Consider the following 17,717-nt stretch of genomic DNA (forward strand, 5'->3'; position numbering starts at 1 on the left):
TACGCGACGCCGCTTGCGCAAATCGAGGCGCGGCCTAGTGCGAGGCCGGGTTCATCTTGAATCGAATCGGCATGTGCTTGATGCCGCCGACGAAGCTCGAGCGCAGGCGCTCGAGCGGCGCGGTTGGCTCCACGAATTCCAGGCGCCGCGCCAGCTCGGCGAAAATCACCTCCAGCTCGAGCCGCGCGAGATTGGCGCCAAGGCAGAAGTGCTCGCCGATTCCGAAAGCGATATGAGGGTTCGGATTGCGCCCGATATCGAACTCGAATGGACGCTCGAAGATTTCTTCGTCGCGGTTGGCCGACGGGTAGAACAGACAGACCGACTCGCCCTGGCGAATCTTCTGCCCGCGAATCTCGGTGTCGGCGCTCGCATTGCGGGCAAAGTGAATCACCGGCGTGACCCAGCGCACGATCTCCTCAACGGCGGACTTGATGAGCGTGGGATCCTTCTTCAAGCGATCGAACTGCTCCGGATGATCGATGAAAGCCTGGAGTCCGCCGCTGGTCGCATTGCGCGTCGTTTCGTTGCCGGCGAGCACGAGCAGGAAGTAATAACCCAGCATCTCCATCGGCGGCATCGCCTCGCCGCTCGGGAGCTTGGCGTTGGCGACGATGCTGCTGACGTCTTCAGTTGGATTTTTCTGCCGGTCCGACATCATCTGGGCGAAGTATTGGAACAGTTCGATCCGGGCTCGTTCCGAGGTCTGTTGCGGATTCTCGCCTTCGCGGCGAAACTCGGGATCGCCCGCGCCGATGATCTCATTGCTCCAGCGAAACAGCTGATCCCAGTCCTTGCGCGGGCATCCGAGCAGCTCGGCGATCACGGCGAGCGGGATTTTTTTTGCGACATCGGCCACGAAGTCGCCTTCACTCTTGCCGACCAGCGAATCGCAGACCTCGCGCGTGATGCGCTCGATCTTCGGCCGCAATTCGTTCACCGCGCGCGGCGTGAAGCGCCGGCTCATGATCGAGCGATACTCACCGTGCTGCGGCGGATCCATCGTGAGCAGATGTTGAAACGGCGGCTCCTCCGGCTCGCCATAGCCGCCCTGCTGGTCGGCGAAGATTACGATGCGCGGGCGGTTGGTGAAGAGCTGCGGCTGCTTGGCGATCTGAATAATGTCGGCGTGCTTGGTGATTGCCCAGAACGGCTTCGCATGCGGGCCGTCATACCAGTACACGGGTTTGTGTGCACGCAGGTAAGTCCATTCGGCATGCGGGTAGCCGTTTTGCTGGTAGTGCTCGGGCCCAATTATGTCGAGATGAGCCAGAGACAACGATTCGGTGCTTGCTTCGATACCCATAGTCACACTCCCACGATTGACTATTTAGCTGCTGCGCCTTTGTTCCGGTACTTATTGACCGCGTACTTGCTAATGAAAAGACCGACGGCTTCTTCGATGACAGTAACCGCCAGTTGATCGCTGTCCTCATGCTGTGCCGCGAATAATCGGCGCAGCGCGGAATTGGTCGCGATATCGACGATCACCTGCGCGGTGACGCGGCTGTCATGGGCTTTCAATCTACCCGCGTCGATCTGACTGTCGATGTACGCGGCGAGGATTTTCTCGGCGCCGACAACGCCAATGTCGTACAGGTCGCGGCCGAATGCCGGATGACGCTCGGCCTCGGCGATCACGGTGCGTTCGAACCGAATCGCGTCGTCGCCGCTGACGAGCCATCGCACCTGGTTGGCGAAGCGGCAGAGCCCCTGCCTCGGATCGTCCGGCAGATCTTCGGGACGCGGCAGAGCCTCGACGAACTGCTGGCTTGCCTGCGCGATAACTTCGGAAAAGAGCGCTTCCTTCGAACCGAAATAATCGTACAGCGTGCGCTTGGTGGTTCCCGCCTGCTCGGCGATCAGATCCATCGAGGTGAGCTGATATCCATGCTCGAAGAAGACGGCTTTGGCCGCGACGACTGCGGCCTCGCGCCGGGCGCGGGAAGCAGCATTGCGCGCGCTTAACGCGGGCGATCGGAATGGAGGAGCGTCTTCCATCGACTTGGATCATTTACTGGTAAGTGAAGTATCAGGCAAGCGCCCGAGCGTTGCCGCGCGCTCAAGCATCATGCGACTCTTGTGAGCGCAGGCAAGTGTATGAGGGGACACTGGTTTTTCTTGGCGCTTTTGAGCGTTTTACTGATGCCGCGGCCAATTTTGGCGATGGATTGCTTCGACTACTGTGAGCAGGCTGGCGGCGTCGGCGATTGTTCGACGCGATGCAGCCCCGGCGGCGACCTCGACGTGACGCATCCGTGGCACCGTTCGTCCGCACCTGCACCCTACGGCGCAATCGCGTATGGCGTGAAAACGGGAGCCGAGGGAATTTCCTGGGGCAAGCCGAGCCTGGCGTCGGCGCAAAGCGCGGCATTCTCGACCTGCGCCCGCTATGGGAACAATTGCAAGATCGTTGCGGACTTCTCGAACAACTGCGCCGCTCTGGCAGTGGCCAAGGGCGCCGTTCACTACACGACCGCGATTGCACATTCGCTCAGCCAGGCCGAATACAACGCGCTCAACTCGTGCAAGCTGAATTGGGGCGTTTGCGAGATCGATCTTTCGACCTGCTCGCCGAAGTAAGTTGATTCCTCTCCGCCGTTCGATCCGGCGCGAGTCGGTACTGATATCTTGTTGGCCCGGGCGTCACCTTTTCAATGGTGCGTCTTGTGGCGCGCTCGTAGGATACGTCAGGCGCCCTACACTATCCTGAAACGCCGGAGATTAATCATGAAAGTCCTGCTGGCTGGCGCGACTGGCGCGATCGGACGGCCATTGATTCGCGGTTTGAAACAGCACGGCCACAGCGTGTTTGGCCTCGTGCGCTCAGCGGAATCGACGCGCACGCTCGCCGAGATGGGCGCCGAAGCTGTGATCGGCGACGCACTCGATGCGGCTTCGGTCCGCGCCGCGATTGCGCGTGTTCGCCCCGACGCCGTCATCAATGAGCTGACTTCACTGCCGCGGCATTACACTCCCGACGAGATGAAGGCTGCTGGTGAGCGCGACAGCAAAGTGCGCCGCGAAGGAAACCTCAACCTGCTCGCAGCCATGCGCGAGAGCGACGTGCCCCGCTATGTCCTGCAAGCGTCGGGATTCTGGTATGCGCCCGGTCCGGGGTTGGCTGACGAGTCGTGCCCGCTGGCTGTCAACGCGTCACCGGGAGTCGCGGCCAGCGTTCGCACCTACCTCGAGCTCGAATCGACCGCTTTTCGCGCAGCGGAAATCGATTGCGTGGCGATGCGCTACGGATTCTTCTACGGACCTGGCACCTGGTACACCAACGACGGCGATATGGGCGAGCAGGTGCGCCGGCGTCAGGTGCCGATCATCGGCGGCGGCGAGGGCGTATCGAATTTCGTCCATATCGAAGACGCCGCATCCGCCACCGTCGCTGCCCTCGAATGTACGCCCGGCCCGTACAATATCGTTGACGACAATCCAAGCCCGCAGCGCGTATGGCTGCCGGCCTTCGCGCGCGCGTGCGGCGCCCCCGAGCCCCCTCAAATCACCGAACAGGAAGCGCTTTCGACGTCGGGCGCCGACAGCGTCTATTACGCGACGTGTTTGCGCGGCGCTTCTAACGAGAAGGCGCGGCGTGAACTCAACTTCCGCCCACGCCCGCTCGAATGGCTTCGCGCTTGATGCGATCGCGCGCGCCGCGTTAGAAGCCGATCGAGATTCCTTCCTCAAGGAGCGACCGCGATGGCGCGAATCGTAATGGAACGAAACATCGAGATTCCGATGCGCGACGGATGCGTCCTGCGCGGCGACCTGTTCCGTCCCGATAGCAACGAGAAGCTGCCGGTGCTCCTGAATCGCACGCCGTACAACAAGACGATGCCGATGGTGTTCGCGATGACGCTCGACGCGACGCGCGCGGCGGAGGCCGGCTACAATGTGCTCATCCAGGATTGCCGCGGGCGCTTTGCCTCCGACGGCGAATGGGATTGTTTCACTGTCGAGGCCGCCGACGGCTACGACACGATCGAGTGGGCCGCGCGTCAGCCGTGGGCCAACGGCAACGTCGGCACTTACGGCGCATCGTACATGGGCGCCACGCAGTGGCTCGCCGCGACCCAGGCGCCGCCGAGCCTGAAAGCGATGGTGCCGTCGATCACGGCGAGCGACTATCACGACGGATGGACCTACCAGGGCGGCGCCTTCGCGCTCTTCTTCAACGTGAGCTGGACGATGGCCGCGCTCGCGCCGCCACGCCTGATGCGCGAGCGCAGCGGCGACAGCGCGATCGCCCAAGAACTCGGCGCGGTCGTCGGCTCGATCGATAAGATGCGCGACAAGATGGAACATCTGCCGCTCAGCGACTTTCCGATGTTTCAGAAGGGCGCGCCGTACTTCTTCGACTGGCTGAAGCATCCCGGCTACGACGATTACTGGCGCGCGCTGTCGATCGAAGAGCGTCACGCCAAGATCAATGTTCCCGCACTCAACATCGGTGGATGGTACGACATCTTCCAGGGCGGCACGCTGCGCAACTTCGCCGGGATGCGCGCGAAGGGCGCGACTGACGCCGCGCGCAGCGGCCAGCGCCTGATGGTCGGGCCGTGGAGCCATGCGGTGCCGTTCCAGAATCTGGTCGGCGCGGTCGACTTCGGCCTCCGATCCGGCCCGGTGTCGGTCGATGTCGATGGGATGCAACTGCGATTTTTCGATCGCTGGCTCAAGGGCAAGAACGGCAGCGATGAAGCTGCGGTGCGGCTCTTCGTCATGGGCATCAACGAATGGCGCGATGAAAAGGAATGGCCGATCGCCGGCACCGATTTCCGCCGCTACTACCTGCACAGCCGCGGCAAGGCCAACAGCATGTACGGCGACGGCGCGCTTTCGACCGACGCGCCCGGGTCGGAACCATCAGATCATTTTCTATACAATCCGGCCGATCCGGTTCCCACCGGCGGCGGCGGACTATGCTGCTATCCGGGCGCGCTGCAAGGCGGCGCGTGGGATCAGGCCAGCGTCGAGCATCGCGCCGACGTGCTCGTTTATTCGACCGAGCCGCTGGATGAGGATGTCGAGGTAACCGGCCCCGTGACGCTCACGCTCTTCGCGTCGTCATCGGCGCCTGACACGGACTTCACGGCAAAGCTCGTGGACGTGTCGCCCTGCGGCACCGCGCTCAATCTCACGGACGGAATTATCCGCGCGCGCTATCGCGAATCGCAGTCGCACGAAGTGATGCTCACGCCGGGCAAAGTCGCGCAGTTCGATATCGACATGTGGTCCACGTCGAACCTGTTCAAGAAAGGCCACCGCATCCGGCTGGAAGTCGCCTCATCGAACTTCCCAAGATTCGATCGCAACCCCAACACCGGCCATCCGCTATACACCGACGCCGAGATCCGCCCCGCAATGCAAACCGTGATGCACGACCGCAGCTTTGCGTCGTGTCTGACCTTGCCGGTCATCCCGGCACGCCGTTGAAAAATCCCTCTCCCGTTATTTCTTCACCTGCCGCGCGCGTTGCGCGCGTCCTCCTCTCCCGTGAAATAACGGGAGAAGGATTTTGCAACTACATCGCGAGGCCGCCGTCTACGTGGATTACTGCGCCTGTGATGTAGGCGGAAGCGTCCGACAGCAGGAATGCGGCGGTGGGCGTTACGTCTTCGACTTTGCCGAAGCGGCCGAGCGGGATCATGTCGAGCGCTTGCTTGCGATTCTCTTCTGGAAGCGCGGCGGTCATGTCGGTTTCGATGAATCCCAGCGCGAGCGCATTGACCCGGACGCCGAGGCGGCCGACTTCTTTTGCGAGCGATTTCGTGAGGCCGATGAGGCCCGCCTTCGAGGCTGAATAGTTGACCTGCCCGGGTAATCCGATCACCCCGCTTATCGACGTGATGTTCAGGATCGAGCCGCGCTTCGCCTTCATCATCATGAAGACCGCGGCGCGCGCGAAGTTGAACGCGCCCGTCAGGTTGGTGCGGATGACTTCGCTCCAGTCCTCTTCGCTCATCATGACGAAGACTTTGTCGCGCGTGAGGCCGGCGTTGTTGACGAGGCCGTCGATCGTGCCGAACTCTTTCTTCACCGCGTTCACCATGTCGCGGACTGACTTGAGATCGCCGACATCTACTTTGTATGCGAGCGATTTCACGCCCAGCTTTTCGATCTCGGCTTTGACCTCGTCAGCCTGTTGCTCGCTCTTCACGTAGTTGAACGCGACGTTAGCGCCGCGGCGCGCCGCTTCGAGCGCGATCGCGCGTCCGATGCCGCGCGTCGCGCCGGTCACGATGATGCCTTTGCCTTCGAGGTCTTTCACGATTGTCTCCGCCACGATTTTATCGACTCTCGGTTTCGTCGGCGCGGGCCAGCGCGCGCGCCAGCGTGGGCCGGTATTGATCGACGTAAGATAGGTAATTGTATCCGAAGGCTCGCTCAAGCTGGGCGTCGTATTTCGGGGGCTCGGCGCCGAGGTCGCGCGCGAGCCACGTCAGCAGCATCCACTCTTCGGAGCGCGGCGCCTTGCGCAGCATGTCGCGCCGCAGCATGAGCTGCTTCGGCTCCATTTTCATGACGAACGCAACGAGCGGGATTAACTCGCTGTCATTTTTTTGCATCTCGTCGCGCGCGAACAAGCAGATCGAAAATACGATCAGCGAGCGGATACAGGCCGCGATGCGTTCCGGGTTCGCTTTGGTACTGAAGCTCGCGAGCGGTCCGTCTTTCGACAGCGCATAGGCGAGGAAGTTCGCGTTCGCGTCGACCAGCGGCGAGATGAACGCAACCGCGCGCGGCGATCCCGATTCATCGAGCCTGCGCCGCAACTCCTCGATACCCGGGCGCGCGAGATTGCGCATGAAGCGCCGTCGCGCAGGCGAAAGCCAGAACCCCAGAGCCGCGAGCATTGCCAGAGTTCACCACAAAAAAAAGAAGGCACAAAGGGCTCGCCCTCGTGCCTTCAAAATTTTTCGGTGAAATGAGTTCAGGCGCTGAACGACGATCCGCATCCGCAGGTGCGGCTCGCGCGCGGATTGTCAAAGCGGAAGCCCGCGCCGTGCAGACCCTCGACGAAATCGAGCGTGGTGCCCGCGATGTACGGCAGTGAAATCTCGTCCACCAGGATCTTCACGCCTTCGAGATCGACGATGCGGTCGCCTTCCTTGATAGCGTCGAAGTTGAGCTGATACTGAAAGCCCGAGCATCCTCCGCCGACGACGCCGATCCGCAGACCCTGCTCCGCGCCGAGGCCTTCCTTCGAGTGCATCTTGCGCACCATCTCGATCGCCTTGGGCGTAAGCTGCACGTCGGGCAGCGAGGCGAGATCGACTAGGCCGTTATTCTCGTTGTGCTCGTGAACCAGTTCCTCAGCCATCGTGGCCTCCAAGTGAAGAAACGCTAAAGCAGGTGCTTCGCGTTCTGTTCAAAATCTAATCAGCCCAAAATCTGGAGTCAATGACTCCACTATTCCGGCGGCGGAAATGCTAGAGTTTTTAGCTGGGATTTTCGTGGATTTGAACCGGATCATCGCCGATGCCGCTCATCGCCAGGGATTTGCCAGCGTCGGCTTCGCGCGGCTGAGGCGCCTTGATGAGCGCGAGGAGTCGTACCGCAGATGGCTTGCCGAGGGCCGCGCCGGCACGATGTCATATCTCGCGCGCGAGCCCGAGCGGCGCTTCGATCCGCGCGTGCTCGACCCGGCATTCCGTTCGGTCATCAGCCTGACGTATCCCTATGGGGCCCCGATCGCGCCGCGAATCGATTGGCGCACCGAGCTGCGCGGGCGAATCGCTGCGTATGCCCTCGGCCGCGACTATCACGACGAGGTGACGCGCCGCGCCCGTAACGTCGCCGACGCGCTCACCGTGGCGAGCCCGGCCGCTGTCGCGCGCGCCTATGTCGATACGGGTCCGGTATTCGAGCGCGAATGGGCGGCGGAGTCGCGTATCGGATGGATCGGGCGCAACACGATGCTGCTGAATCGCGAGCGCGGCTCGTACTTCTTTCTCGCCGAGATCTTCACCAGCGCGGAGCTGGAACCGACCGCCGAGCCATACGGCGAATTTTGCGGCACCTGCCGCCGATGCATGGACTTGTGTCCGACGGGCGCGCTCACTGATGGTTACCTGATGGAGCCGCGCGTGTGTATCTCGTACCTGACGATCGAGCATCGCGGCGTGATCGCGCGCGAGCTGCGCCCGAAGCTCGGCGAATGGATCTTCGGCTGCGACATCTGCCAGGAGGTATGCCCTTGGAACGGCGCCGCCGCGGCTGGCGATGCGAATCCCCAGCTTATGCCATCGCTGCCCGAGCTGCTCGCGCTCGACGACGCGGCTTTCAGCCGCCGCTTCACCAAGAGCGCGATCAAACGCGCCAAGCGCCGAGGTCTCCTGCGCAACGTCGCGATCGTGCTCGGCAATACGAAGAACCCCGCGGCGATTGCGCCGCTCTCCCGGGCGCTCGCAGAAGAACCTGAGGCGCTCGTTCGAGCACATGCCGCATGGGCTCTGGGCAACGTTGCCGGTGCCTCGGCACGGAGCGCGCTGGAGCAGGCGCGGTATCGCGAAAGGGATCCTGACGTTGCTCGCGAGATAGACGAGGCGTTGGAATCACTCTGAGAGTCTGTGAATGTTCCGGTGCGCGATTTTTTGTGTCATCCCGAAGCGAAGCGATTTGCTGGTCCGTCATGGTGAGCGAAGTGAGCCATGACGGGCTGGACGGCGGCTACTCGGCAACCTGTGCAGCCCAAGGCATTTCTTCACAGACTCTGACTCTAGGCAGATCGCGTTACTCGAGGCGGTACTTGGCGATCTTTGCGTAGAGCTTTTTGCGCGAGATTTTCAGCAGCTTCGCGGCCTGGGCCTTGTTACCCTCGGTGCTTTCCAGCGCACGATGGATCAGATCGCGCTCTGCTTCGGCGAAAGTGCCTACGCCATTTGCCGGCGAGGATGGCGCCGATCTTCGATGCTCGCCCGAAATCGCTGGCGGTAGATCTTCGAGTTTGATCGTCGGGCCGGCGCCAAACGTGAACGCGGTCTCGACGGCATTGGCGAGCTCGCGCACGTTGCCCGGCCACGCGTAGCTCTTCATCGCTTCGAGCGCGTCGGGCTCGATGCCGAGCATCGGAGATTGCCGGATCTGCTTTTCGTTGAACAGCTCGATGAAATGCTCGACCAAAAGCGGCACATCGTCGAGCCGCTCGCGCAGCGGCGCGATATTCATCACGCTCGCCTGCAGCCGGTAGTAGAGGTCCTGACGGAGCTGGCCCGAGCGAACCGCCTGCTGCGGATCGCGATTGGTCGACGCGATTAGGCGCACGTCCACCGGCACCTCGCGCGTCGCGCCGACCGGGCGCACGCTACGCTCCTGGATCGCGCGCAAAAGCTTGGTCTGGGTCTCGGGACTCATCTCGGTGACTTCGTCGAGAAACAGCGTGCCGCCCTCTGCCGCGCGGAAGAGCCCCAGATATTCCATGTTGGCGCCGCTGAACGCACCGCGCTTGTAGCCGAAAAGCTCGCTCTCGATAAGGTCCTTGGGGATCGCGGCGCAGTTGAGCGCAACGAACGGGGCGTTAGGGTTCGCGACGCGCTCGTGAATGGCGCGCGCGACGAGCTCCTTGCCGGTGCCGCTCTCGCCAACGATTAGAACCGTGCCGCGCGTGCGCGCCACCGCTTCGATCCGCTCATACAACTTGCGCATCGCCGGCGAGGCTCCGACCAGTCCGTGAAAGCGCGTGCGGGCATGAGGCGGCAGCGCCATCGCTTCGCGCTCCAGCGCCTGGATGCGCGCGCCGGCCAATGCCGTGCGCGAGCGAAAATACGTGTCGGCCAGCACGATCATCCGGCAATGGCTGAGTTTGTCGAAGGACTGATAGATGCGCGGCATCAGTGGCGGAAATCCGGGAAATGCCGTCGAGGCACTCTCCTCGAACAGATGCATCGAAACGATCAGCTCCGAGAACGGCACGCTGCGGGCGGCGAGGATCTCGCCGACTTTGCGCATATCAGCCGCAAACGCATCCATGTCGTGCCGCAGCAGATCGGCGAGCGTCGCATCGAGCTCAGAGCCGAAAATTTCCATGAACTCGGGCTGGGTCAGCGATCGTTTGTCGCCGAAGTGGAGCAGGTACAGGCGGTACCAATGCGCCATCACTTCGTCGCGATGGCGCTGAATCGATTCGAAGACCGGCCGCAGCTCGTTCAGCTCCTCATCCCAGAGGAGGTGAAAATAACGTGGCGCAACGGTTGGATCGGCAGGCGCTGTCAGGGCCTTGGTAGGGGACTCAGGTTTCATTGATGGTCTGTGGTTCCAAGCGCGACACTCTCAGCCGTGATTTTGCCGCCGGAGGGAGCAGTCACCCCCAAGATAATGCCTGACAGACGAAATGATAAGTAGGCGCGAAGCAAATTTCGCGAGCCGCCTGCTGGCACACTTTCCGCATTAACAACCTACGTCCGTTATTCCGGAAGCGTTTTTGGAGACGCGCCCGATGGCACTTCAACTTTGGTCACCGATGCGAGATTTGCAATATCTGCGGCAGGATTTTGACGACCTGTTCGACAAGATGCTCCAGCATCGGAGCGCTCGCGACAAAGGTGCGTCCCGTTTGGCCCTCGAATGCTACGTCGAAGACCAAACCCTGATCGTCAACGCTGATTTGCCGGGCGTGGATCCGAAGAATGTCGAAGTCGCGCTCCACGATGACACTTTGACCATTCGCGGCCGGCGCGAGCAGGAACAGGAACAGAAAACCCGCAACGTTGTCCTGCGCGAATTCAGTTACGGCGAATTTGCTCGATCTATTAGCGTGCCGCGCGGGATCGATGCGGCGAAGATCAGCGCGACATTTCGCAATGGCGTCCTTCGGATTGCACTTCCGCTGCCGGAAGTACCTGGTGGCAAAGTGCAGATTCAGATCGGGCGCCCCGAAACCGGATCGCAGGCCAAATAACGTGGACGGCACAGAGATGTACTCGCTTTCGGCCAAGCTCCCATCGCGAGACCGAGAGAAGAGGAATTCCCGCAACCTCTCGCCGGGTAAGTCGCGCAACTTCGCGACATCCGACGGACATCGGCGACGCCATCGCGTGCTGGTCGCGTTTTCAGCCGATACCGACGTCGTGCGGATTGTGTCGCGCGCCGTCGCTGAACCCTGGGTCGTCAAAGCCGCCGCGCCAACCGCCGCGCGCGAGGCGCTCGTCGACCCTGCGGTGCGGATGGTCGTCGTCGACGATCACGAGATCGACGAATCGAGCCGTGGATGGCTCCTCGATCAGATTCGCAAGCTCGCGCCAAATGCGCTCATCGCGTATATCGCGTCATCGCACAGCGAGCAAAACGAGCGGCGTGCGCGATCGTACCAGGTGCAGTTCTACACTTCGCGTCCGCTCGACCATGAGCGCACGCTGCGAATGATCAGCTCGTTCGCCAGCGCCGCGCGCTGATCAATCCTGTCGCGGTGCCGGTTTCGTCATTTCACGAATGCGATTCGGAGTGCTAGGAAGGCATCATGAAAGCATTCGTGATGAATGGCTTCGATCGCGTGGGATTCTCCGACAAGCCCGTGCCGCATGCGGGTCCCAACGATGCGATCGTGAAAACCACGCGCGCGCTTATCTGCACTTCCGATGCGCACACGGTCCACGGCGCGATCGGCCCTCGCGACAATCTGACGCTCGGCCACGAAGCGGTCGGAATCGTGCACGAGGTGGGATCGGAAGTGCGGCGCTTCAAGCCGGGCGATCGCGTGGTATGCGGTGCGATCACGCCTGACTGGGGCGACCTGGCCTCGCAGGCGGGACATTCATCGCAATCGGGCGGTGCGCTCGGCGGATGGAAATTCGCCAATATCAAGGACGGCGTCTTCGCCGAGTATTTTCACGTCAACGAAGCGGACGCGAACCTCGCGCTGATTCCTGCGTCGGTCAGCGACGAGGCCGCGGTTTATTGTTGTGACATGATGTCAACCGGCTTCATGGCCGCGGAAAACGCGAATGTCCCAATCGGCGGCGCGGTCGCCGTATTCGCGCTTGGTCCTGTCGGTCTGATGAGCATCGCAGGTGCGCGGCTCAAAGGCGCCGGCCTGGTGATCGGTGTCGATTCAGTTCCGGCACGTCACGAGCTCGCACGCTCTTACGGCGCTGACGAGATCGTTGATTTTTCGAAGAGCGATCCAGTCGAGCAAATCACGAAGCTGACTGGCGGCGCGGGTGTGGATTCGGCGATCGAGGCGCTGGGCGGCGACGTCGCGTTTCAGAATGCGATCAAAGTGACGCGCCCCGGCGGCGTCATCTCCAATGCCGGCTATCACGGCAAGGGCGAATTCGTTCACCTGCCGCGCGCCGAATGGGGCGTCGGCATGGCGGAAAAAACCATCACGACGGGTCTCTGCCCGGGCGGGCGCCTGCGCATGGAGCGCATGCTCAGCATGCTCGAGCGCAAGCGCCTCGACCCGACACGGATGACGACGCATACGTTCAAGTTCGATCAAATCGATCGCGCGTTCGAGATGATGGATCGCAAGCTCGACGGGATCATCAAGCCGCTGATCACGTTCTGAGCCGCGAAGGATCGAAGAGCGGACGGCAAAAAGAAGCTCACCACCAAGAACACAAAGGCACGAAGTCAAGTTTTCAAACGCCATCCCGCGAAGCGGCGCGGCGCCGCTTCGCTTGGTGCCTTTGTGATCTTCGTGGTGAATTCTGCCTCTCTTCTCCTTCAACGCGACGCGTCGATGACCGGCGCCCGCCGCGAACTACCCTGCCGCGCTTGGAATCCTACCTTGGTTCGGCTAAGGCGGAGAGGGACGAGCTATGACGGCAGAATTTACAGTCAAAGATAAAGTCGCGATCGTCGGGCTTGGCGAGACCAAGTACTACAAACGCGGCGGCGCACCGGTCAGCGAGTTCCGGCTCGCACTCGAGGCGATCACGCGCGCCGCGGATGACGCCGGGATCGATATCAAGGACATCGACGGGATCGCGTCGTACAGCAACGACCGCAACGATTCGGTGCGTGTCGCGACCGCGCTCGGGCTGCCGGAACTGCGCTACTCGAGCATGTTCTGGGGCGGCGGCGGCGGCGGCGGCTCGGGTGCGATCGGCAACGCCGCAGCCGGTATTGTCGCGGGCTATGCGAACACTGTGATCGTTTATCGCGCGCTCGCGCAGGGACAGTTCGGCCGCTTCGGCCAGACGCCCGCGATCAAAACGATCTCGGGACCGCCGGCCTACACGTGGCCATACGGGATGTCCACGCCCGCGCAGTGGATCGCCCTGCGCACGCGCCGCTTCATGCACGAGTACGGCGTCACCAACGACGCGCTCGCCGCGATCGCGATGGCTTGCTATCACCACGCGCAGCAGAATCCGCGGGCCGTGATGTACGGGCGGCCGCTCTCGCGCAAAGACTATGACGACTCGCGATGGATCGTCGAACCGTTCCATCTTTATGACTGCTGCATGGAAAACGACGGCGCCGCGGCAGTGATCGTGACCAGCGCCGAGCGCGCCCGCGATCTGAAGCAGAAGCCGGTGCGAATCATGGCTGCCGCGCAGGGCTCGGATTTCAGGCAGGGGGCCGGCGCGGAGAACGGACCCGACTACGCGACGTCGAATTTCAAGACGCTCGCGCCGCGGCTCTACCAGATGGCCGGGATCGAGCCGAAGGACGTCGATGTCGCGCAGGTTTACGAAAATTTCACCGGCGCAGTAATGGCGAGTATTGTCGAGCACGGTTTCTGCCGTGCCGAGGAAGCGCGCGACTTTTTCAAATTCGAAAATCTGATCGCGCCGGGCGGCAAGCTGCCGATCAACACGAGCGGCGGCAACCTCGCCGAATGCTACATGCACGGCCTCGAGCTCATCATTGAGGCGGCGCGCCAGGTTCGCGGCAGCTCGCCCAACCAGGTCAAGGATGCGGAGATTTCGATGGTCGTGTCGGGGCCGATGGTCGCGCCGGTCAGCGATCTGATCCTGCACGCGTAGCGTCATCGGAGAGTTATCAATGGCGGAGACGGCCAACGGATCAAAGACATACTTACCCGAAGGGATGCCGGTGCCGGCTCCTGCGGGCGACGGCGTCGATCGTGAATTCTGGGAAGGCGCGAAGCGTCACGAGCTGATGATCCAGCATTGCGGCAAATGCGGCACGTTCCAGATGACGCCGGAATGGATTTGCCACCATTGCCACGCGCTCGATCCGGGATGGAAGCGCGCGTCAGGCCGCGGGATCATCTACAGCTACGAACGTGTCTGGCATCCTGCGCATCCTGCGCTGAAGGGGGCATGCCCGTACCTCGTCGTGGTGGTGGAGCTGCCTGACGCGGGCAATGTCCGCCTCGTCGGCAACCTGCTCGGCGATCCGATGCAGGATGTGAAGATCGGCGGCGCGGTGGAAGTTGTGTTCGAGGATCATGCGGGCGGGCATACGCTGATCCAGTGGCGCGCGGTCTGATCCGGGAAAAAATAACCACGAAGGCACAAAGAGCACTAAGTAAAAGTTCTTCTTGGTGTCCTTTGTGCCTTTGTGATCATCAGTTTCTGAGTTTTTGTCTCTGCCGGCTTACTTCTGACCGCTGGCGACGCCGAAGTAATCTCCGCCCTTGAGGCGCGGGTCGTCGGTTCCCCACTGGATTTCCTGGTCCACCTTGCGCAGTTGAGGAACATGCTTGGAACAATGAATGAAGGCGTCTGAAACGGTGACGACCACCCAGCGTTCCGGCTTCGGCGAGTCGGTATTCGTAGCGCTCGCGGCAAGTTGCGCAAACTCGTCGTTCTCGACGATGCGGGCGCTTCCGTTAACGTGCAGACCGACACGGTCGCCGGTGAAATCGAGGAACATCAGACCGACGTGCGGATTCTCCGAGATATTTCCGAGGCTCGACATCACACCGTTGCCGTGAAACTCGGGATACGCGAGCGTGCGCTCGTCGAGTACGTTGACGAAGCCGGCAGGTCCGGCGCGAAACGAGGTATGAGTGTGACCGCCGCGGTCGGATGTTCCCACGAACATCATTTCCTGACGGGCGATGAACGCGCACATCAGCGGGTTCAGATGGTCGAGCATCTGGTGCTTGTAGAAAGCCAGCGCCTGCAGGTCGGTGTGGTATTTGCGCTGCAGCTCGTGCTCGCCCTCGGAGCCCGGTAGCGATAACGGAGTCTCGGCGGCGTCACCGTTGGCCCAACCGACGATCTCGCGAACCATCGACTCGCACGAACCGCAGGCCTTGCCTGCCCGCGTCGCATCCATCACCGCCTGGGCGGTGCGCCGCCCCGCTTTGACACAGTTGATCAGCGCTCCCATCGTGACGCCGTTGCAGTTGCATATCTGCGTGTCAGCGGGAATCTGCTCGAAAGTCACCCGCTTGGGCGGCGCTCCGATATCGAAGAGGAGACTGATTCGCTCCTCGGGCAGGGGCGAATTGCTGTCGAAGGCGTGAAGCAGGTAGGCCGCTTTGCCGATATCGCCGAGCAGAATTGCGCCGAGCAAATGGCCATCGCGGATCAGTACCTTTTTGTAAGTGCCCTTGTGCGGCTCGCTGAATTGCACGACCTCGTCGCGCTCGTTACTCGGCTCGATCGCTCCCATCGAAGCCAGTTCAACGCCCGCGACCTTGAGCTTGGTCGCGATTCTCGACCCGTGATAGGCGGCCTTGGGGTCGCGTCCTGTGATGTGGTCGGCGAGCACCTTCGCTTGCTCCCACAACGGCGCAACAAGTCCGTAAGTCCGGCCGCCATGCTGGATGCATTCGCCAACGGCGTAGATGTTCGCGTCGTCAACCGAGCGCATCTGATCGTCAACCACGATCGCGCGCTCAATCGTAAGATCGCAGGAACGAGCGATCTCATAGTTGGGCCTTATGCCCGTAGCGAATACCGCAATCTCGCAATCCATCACGTGGCCGTCGCCGATGACCAGGCCCGTCACGCGATCGCTGCCGACCATCGCGCGGACGTCGGCTCCAAGATGAACCTGGATGCCCATCTTTTCGATCTGAGATTTGAGTATCGCTCCGGCGGGCGGATCGATCTGCTGGTTCATCAGGTGCGCGGAGTGATGAACGATGTGCACCTCGACATTGAGCTTCGCCAGTGCGCGGGCGCATTCCAGGCCCAACAGTCCGCCGCCGATCACGGCGGCGCGGCGCTTGCCGGCAGCGTATTGCGCAATTCGCTGACAATCGGTAATCGTGCGGAACCCGAAGACACCGGGCTTGAGGCTGCCATCCGGCAAAGCGAGCCCATCGAGCGGCGGAATGAAAGGATGACTGCCGGTAGCGATAATCAGCTTGTCGTAGGGCTCCTGACTTCCGTCGGAGCCGATCACGGTCCGCGCATAACGGAAGATACGCTCGGCGCGAATCCCGGCGTGGAGCCGGATGCCGTGCTCGTCGTACCATTGCAGCGGATTGAGCAGGATCGCGGCCGCGTCGGCCGTACCTTCGAGCACGGCGGAGAGCATGATGCGGTTGTAGTTGCCGAACGGCTCGTCGCCGAACATCGCGATGTCGAACAGCTCGCCGCCGCCGCGCGCGAGAATCTCCTCGACGCTGCGCGCACCCGCCATGCCGTTCCCGATAACTAGCAGTTTACGCCTGGCGGCCACGCCTCAAATCTCTACGAATCCCATATCAATCAGAACCGTGCCGCGAAGGCCCTCCGGCGCGGCCATCACGACCTCGATTTCACTGTTAGCGAGCAGGTCATCGACGAGCGCATGCGGCATCTGCGCCCCGGCCTTGGCGCCGACCGGGAAATAACGTGTCAGCTTGCCGTCGCGCTTGAGAATGAGACAGACGAGCTCGGCGCACGGATTGCCGACGCGGCAATATACCAGATGAGCGCGTTTGCCTGCTGGCACGGTATAATCAGCTCTCGGCTCCAGCGCGACAGGCTCGGTGAAGCCACGGCCGTTGTAGGTGAAGACCCCCTGGATAAATCTGTGAGTTTCCATCATCTGCGTCTCCCTCGACGCCGCGACGGTACGGCAATCTAACAGCAAAGGGCTCCCTCATGATATCCAGATGAAGGATCACCGCATTGGCGAGACAAGGCGAACTATTTTCCAGTGCCCGTCAGAGGGACCTTGAGGTCGGTGTCGATATTGGTCAGTTCCAGGACGCTCTTGCGAACCCCTTTTATCTTTGGAGTGAAACTGACTTGTATCGGGCAGGTCTGACCAGGCTGCAGACCAGACATACAGGGTGTGTCGTCGAAATCGAAATCGCCAGATGGCAGAATGATACTAAGATCGGTTGGCGCGCTCCCGACGTTTTTCACGGTCAAAGTCATGACCGTGGTCTTGTTTACACGAACACGATCTTGATTACGGCGCCGGGCCTGTCAGCCGCAACTTGCGTCGCCGATCCCAGTGGCGTTCAGGCCTGGTCAATAACCGCCGCGCCCAATCCGCTGAATTTCGCAACGCACAGAGCCGCCCCTCCGCCAAATGTTGGGCAAATCAGGTTGGGATAGGTTTCGCCACCAGCCGCATACGCCGAGTGAGTATTCGCTTGCGCTGGTACGCTCAGAGGCGGCTTGAATTCGATATTGCCTAACCCCGCGCCAGTCCCCTTTTCATTCTTAGTTACATGAATAGGCCGAGCCGGTCGGAAAACCAGCAATGCCGCAGCTCCCGTGGCCGATGAATCCATCGGAGTTGGTATAGATAAAGCTCAGTCCGTTGCTCGAGCTGGAATAGGTAAGCGCGGCCGAAGCAGAAGGGCACAGAGATGAGTTGCCATTGTCTGATCGCTGAGGAAG

At 61.7% G+C, this 17,717-nt stretch carries 18 protein-coding genes; 9 read left to right on the forward strand and 9 right to left on the reverse strand.

The window, feature by feature from the left end; genetic code table 11:
- Positions 1-34: 34 nt before the first annotated feature.
- Together VMA09_21180 and VMA09_21185 are read right to left on the reverse strand one after the other, a co-directional pair.
- Positions 35-1,306, reverse strand: a complete 1,272-nt coding sequence (locus VMA09_21180) for a cytochrome P450 (protein ID HUA36135.1) — start codon at positions 1,304-1,306, stop codon at positions 35-37.
- A 20-nt stretch (positions 1,307-1,326) separates the two neighbouring features.
- Positions 1,327-2,001: a TetR/AcrR family transcriptional regulator gene (locus VMA09_21185; protein HUA36136.1), complete on the reverse strand. Its 675-nt coding sequence runs from the start codon at positions 1,999-2,001 to the stop codon at positions 1,327-1,329.
- Positions 2,002-2,145: 144 nt separating this feature from the next.
- On the opposite strand from VMA09_21185, the gene VMA09_21190 reads away from it, so the two are divergent.
- From VMA09_21190 to VMA09_21200, 3 genes are all read left to right on the forward strand, one after another.
- Positions 2,146-2,583, forward strand: coding sequence for a DUF4189 domain-containing protein (locus VMA09_21190; protein HUA36137.1), 438 nt, complete (start codon positions 2,146-2,148; stop codon positions 2,581-2,583).
- Between the two features lie 147 nt (positions 2,584-2,730).
- Positions 2,731-3,645, forward strand: coding sequence for an NAD(P)-dependent oxidoreductase (locus VMA09_21195; protein HUA36138.1), 915 nt, complete (start codon positions 2,731-2,733; stop codon positions 3,643-3,645).
- A gap of 60 nt (positions 3,646-3,705) precedes the next feature.
- Positions 3,706-5,442 carry a CocE/NonD family hydrolase gene (locus VMA09_21200; protein ID HUA36139.1) on the forward strand — a complete coding sequence of 579 codons (1,737 nt, stop codon included), beginning with the start codon at positions 3,706-3,708 and terminating at the stop codon, positions 5,440-5,442.
- Positions 5,443-5,530: 88 nt separating this feature from the next.
- Here the strand turns inward: VMA09_21200 and fabG are convergent, their stop codons facing one another.
- The 3 genes from fabG to VMA09_21215 all read right to left on the reverse strand — a co-directional run bounded on the left by fabG (position 5,531) and on the right by VMA09_21215 (position 7,330).
- Entirely contained in the window at positions 5,531-6,292 is a 762-nt protein-coding gene (gene fabG, locus VMA09_21205) for a 3-oxoacyl-[acyl-carrier-protein] reductase (protein ID HUA36140.1), read from the reverse strand.
- Between the two features lie 4 nt (positions 6,293-6,296).
- Entirely contained in the window at positions 6,297-6,863 is a 567-nt protein-coding gene (locus VMA09_21210; GenBank protein HUA36141.1) for a hypothetical protein, read from the reverse strand.
- A 77-nt stretch (positions 6,864-6,940) separates the two neighbouring features.
- Positions 6,941-7,330: an iron-sulfur cluster assembly accessory protein gene (locus VMA09_21215; protein ID HUA36142.1), complete on the reverse strand. Its 390-nt coding sequence runs from the start codon at positions 7,328-7,330 to the stop codon at positions 6,941-6,943.
- 106 nt (positions 7,331-7,436) lie between these two features.
- Here VMA09_21215 and queG point away from each other — a divergent pair, with 106 nt between their 5' ends.
- Positions 7,437-8,573 (forward strand): tRNA epoxyqueuosine(34) reductase QueG, encoded by a 1,137-nt coding sequence (gene queG, locus VMA09_21220; protein HUA36143.1) that lies wholly within the window; start codon positions 7,437-7,439, stop codon positions 8,571-8,573.
- A 169-nt stretch (positions 8,574-8,742) separates the two neighbouring features.
- On the opposite strand, the gene VMA09_21225 is transcribed toward queG, so the two are convergent.
- Positions 8,743-10,248: a sigma-54 dependent transcriptional regulator gene (locus tag VMA09_21225; protein ID HUA36144.1), complete on the reverse strand. Its 1,506-nt coding sequence runs from the start codon at positions 10,246-10,248 to the stop codon at positions 8,743-8,745.
- A gap of 196 nt (positions 10,249-10,444) precedes the next feature.
- On the opposite strand from VMA09_21225, the gene VMA09_21230 reads away from it, so the two are divergent.
- The 5 genes from VMA09_21230 (at position 10,445) to VMA09_21250 (ending at position 14,409) form a co-directional block, all read left to right on the forward strand.
- Positions 10,445-10,906 (forward strand): Hsp20/alpha crystallin family protein, encoded by a 462-nt coding sequence (locus VMA09_21230; GenBank protein HUA36145.1) that lies wholly within the window; start codon positions 10,445-10,447, stop codon positions 10,904-10,906.
- A gap of 136 nt (positions 10,907-11,042) precedes the next feature.
- Positions 11,043-11,399 carry a hypothetical protein gene (locus VMA09_21235; protein ID HUA36146.1) on the forward strand — a complete coding sequence of 119 codons (357 nt, stop codon included), beginning with the start codon at positions 11,043-11,045 and terminating at the stop codon, positions 11,397-11,399.
- Positions 11,400-11,464: 65 nt separating this feature from the next.
- Complete coding sequence (locus tag VMA09_21240; protein ID HUA36147.1) at positions 11,465-12,514, forward strand: NAD(P)-dependent alcohol dehydrogenase; 1,050 nt, start codon at positions 11,465-11,467, stop codon at positions 12,512-12,514.
- Positions 12,515-12,767: 253 nt separating this feature from the next.
- Entirely contained in the window at positions 12,768-13,940 is a 1,173-nt protein-coding gene (locus VMA09_21245; GenBank protein ID HUA36148.1) for a hypothetical protein, read from the forward strand.
- A 19-nt stretch (positions 13,941-13,959) separates the two neighbouring features.
- Entirely contained in the window at positions 13,960-14,409 is a 450-nt protein-coding gene (locus VMA09_21250; GenBank protein ID HUA36149.1) for an OB-fold domain-containing protein, read from the forward strand.
- A gap of 108 nt (positions 14,410-14,517) precedes the next feature.
- Here the strand turns inward: VMA09_21250 and VMA09_21255 are convergent, their stop codons facing one another.
- From VMA09_21255 to VMA09_21265, 3 genes are all read right to left on the reverse strand, one after another.
- On the reverse strand, positions 14,518-16,560 hold the full coding sequence (locus VMA09_21255; GenBank protein HUA36150.1) for an FAD-dependent oxidoreductase: 2,043 nt from the start codon (positions 16,558-16,560) through the stop codon (positions 14,518-14,520).
- Between the two features lie 3 nt (positions 16,561-16,563).
- Positions 16,564-16,908 (reverse strand): hypothetical protein, encoded by a 345-nt coding sequence (locus VMA09_21260; GenBank protein HUA36151.1) that lies wholly within the window; start codon positions 16,906-16,908, stop codon positions 16,564-16,566.
- A gap of 629 nt (positions 16,909-17,537) precedes the next feature.
- Positions 17,538-17,717, reverse strand: a 180-nt coding sequence (locus VMA09_21265) for a hypothetical protein (GenBank protein HUA36152.1), incomplete at its 5' end; no start/stop codon positions are given.

The sequence above is a fragment of the Candidatus Binataceae bacterium genome, from assembly GCA_035508495.1.
In the GTDB taxonomy this organism is placed as follows: domain Bacteria; phylum Desulfobacterota; class Binatia; order Binatales; family Binataceae; genus JASHPB01.

Coding starts and splice junctions, on each gene's coding strand:
- VMA09_21180 (HUA36135.1), bottom strand. CDS start 1,306: ATGGGTATCGAAGCAAGCACCGAATCGTTGTCTCTGGCTCATCTCGAC.
- VMA09_21190 (HUA36137.1), top strand. CDS start 2,146: ATGCCGCGGCCAATTTTGGCGATGGATTGCTTCGACTACTGTGAGCAG.
- VMA09_21215 (HUA36142.1), bottom strand. CDS start 7,330: ATGGCTGAGGAACTGGTTCACGAGCACAACGAGAATAACGGCCTAGTC.
- queG (HUA36143.1), top strand. CDS start 7,437: ATGCTAGAGTTTTTAGCTGGGATTTTCGTGGATTTGAACCGGATCATC.
- VMA09_21195 (HUA36138.1), top strand. CDS start 2,731: ATGAAAGTCCTGCTGGCTGGCGCGACTGGCGCGATCGGACGGCCATTG.
- VMA09_21225 (HUA36144.1), bottom strand. CDS start 10,248: ATGAAACCTGAGTCCCCTACCAAGGCCCTGACAGCGCCTGCCGATCCA.
- VMA09_21230 (HUA36145.1), top strand. CDS start 10,445: ATGGCACTTCAACTTTGGTCACCGATGCGAGATTTGCAATATCTGCGG.
- VMA09_21250 (HUA36149.1), top strand. CDS start 13,960: ATGGCGGAGACGGCCAACGGATCAAAGACATACTTACCCGAAGGGATG.
- VMA09_21260 (HUA36151.1), bottom strand. CDS start 16,908: ATGGAAACTCACAGATTTATCCAGGGGGTCTTCACCTACAACGGCCGT.
- VMA09_21200 (HUA36139.1), top strand. CDS start 3,706: ATGGCGCGAATCGTAATGGAACGAAACATCGAGATTCCGATGCGCGAC.
- VMA09_21240 (HUA36147.1), top strand. CDS start 11,465: ATGAAAGCATTCGTGATGAATGGCTTCGATCGCGTGGGATTCTCCGAC.
- VMA09_21210 (HUA36141.1), bottom strand. CDS start 6,863: ATGCTCGCGGCTCTGGGGTTCTGGCTTTCGCCTGCGCGACGGCGCTTC.
- VMA09_21245 (HUA36148.1), top strand. CDS start 12,768: ATGACGGCAGAATTTACAGTCAAAGATAAAGTCGCGATCGTCGGGCTT.
- VMA09_21185 (HUA36136.1), bottom strand. CDS start 2,001: ATGGAAGACGCTCCTCCATTCCGATCGCCCGCGTTAAGCGCGCGCAAT.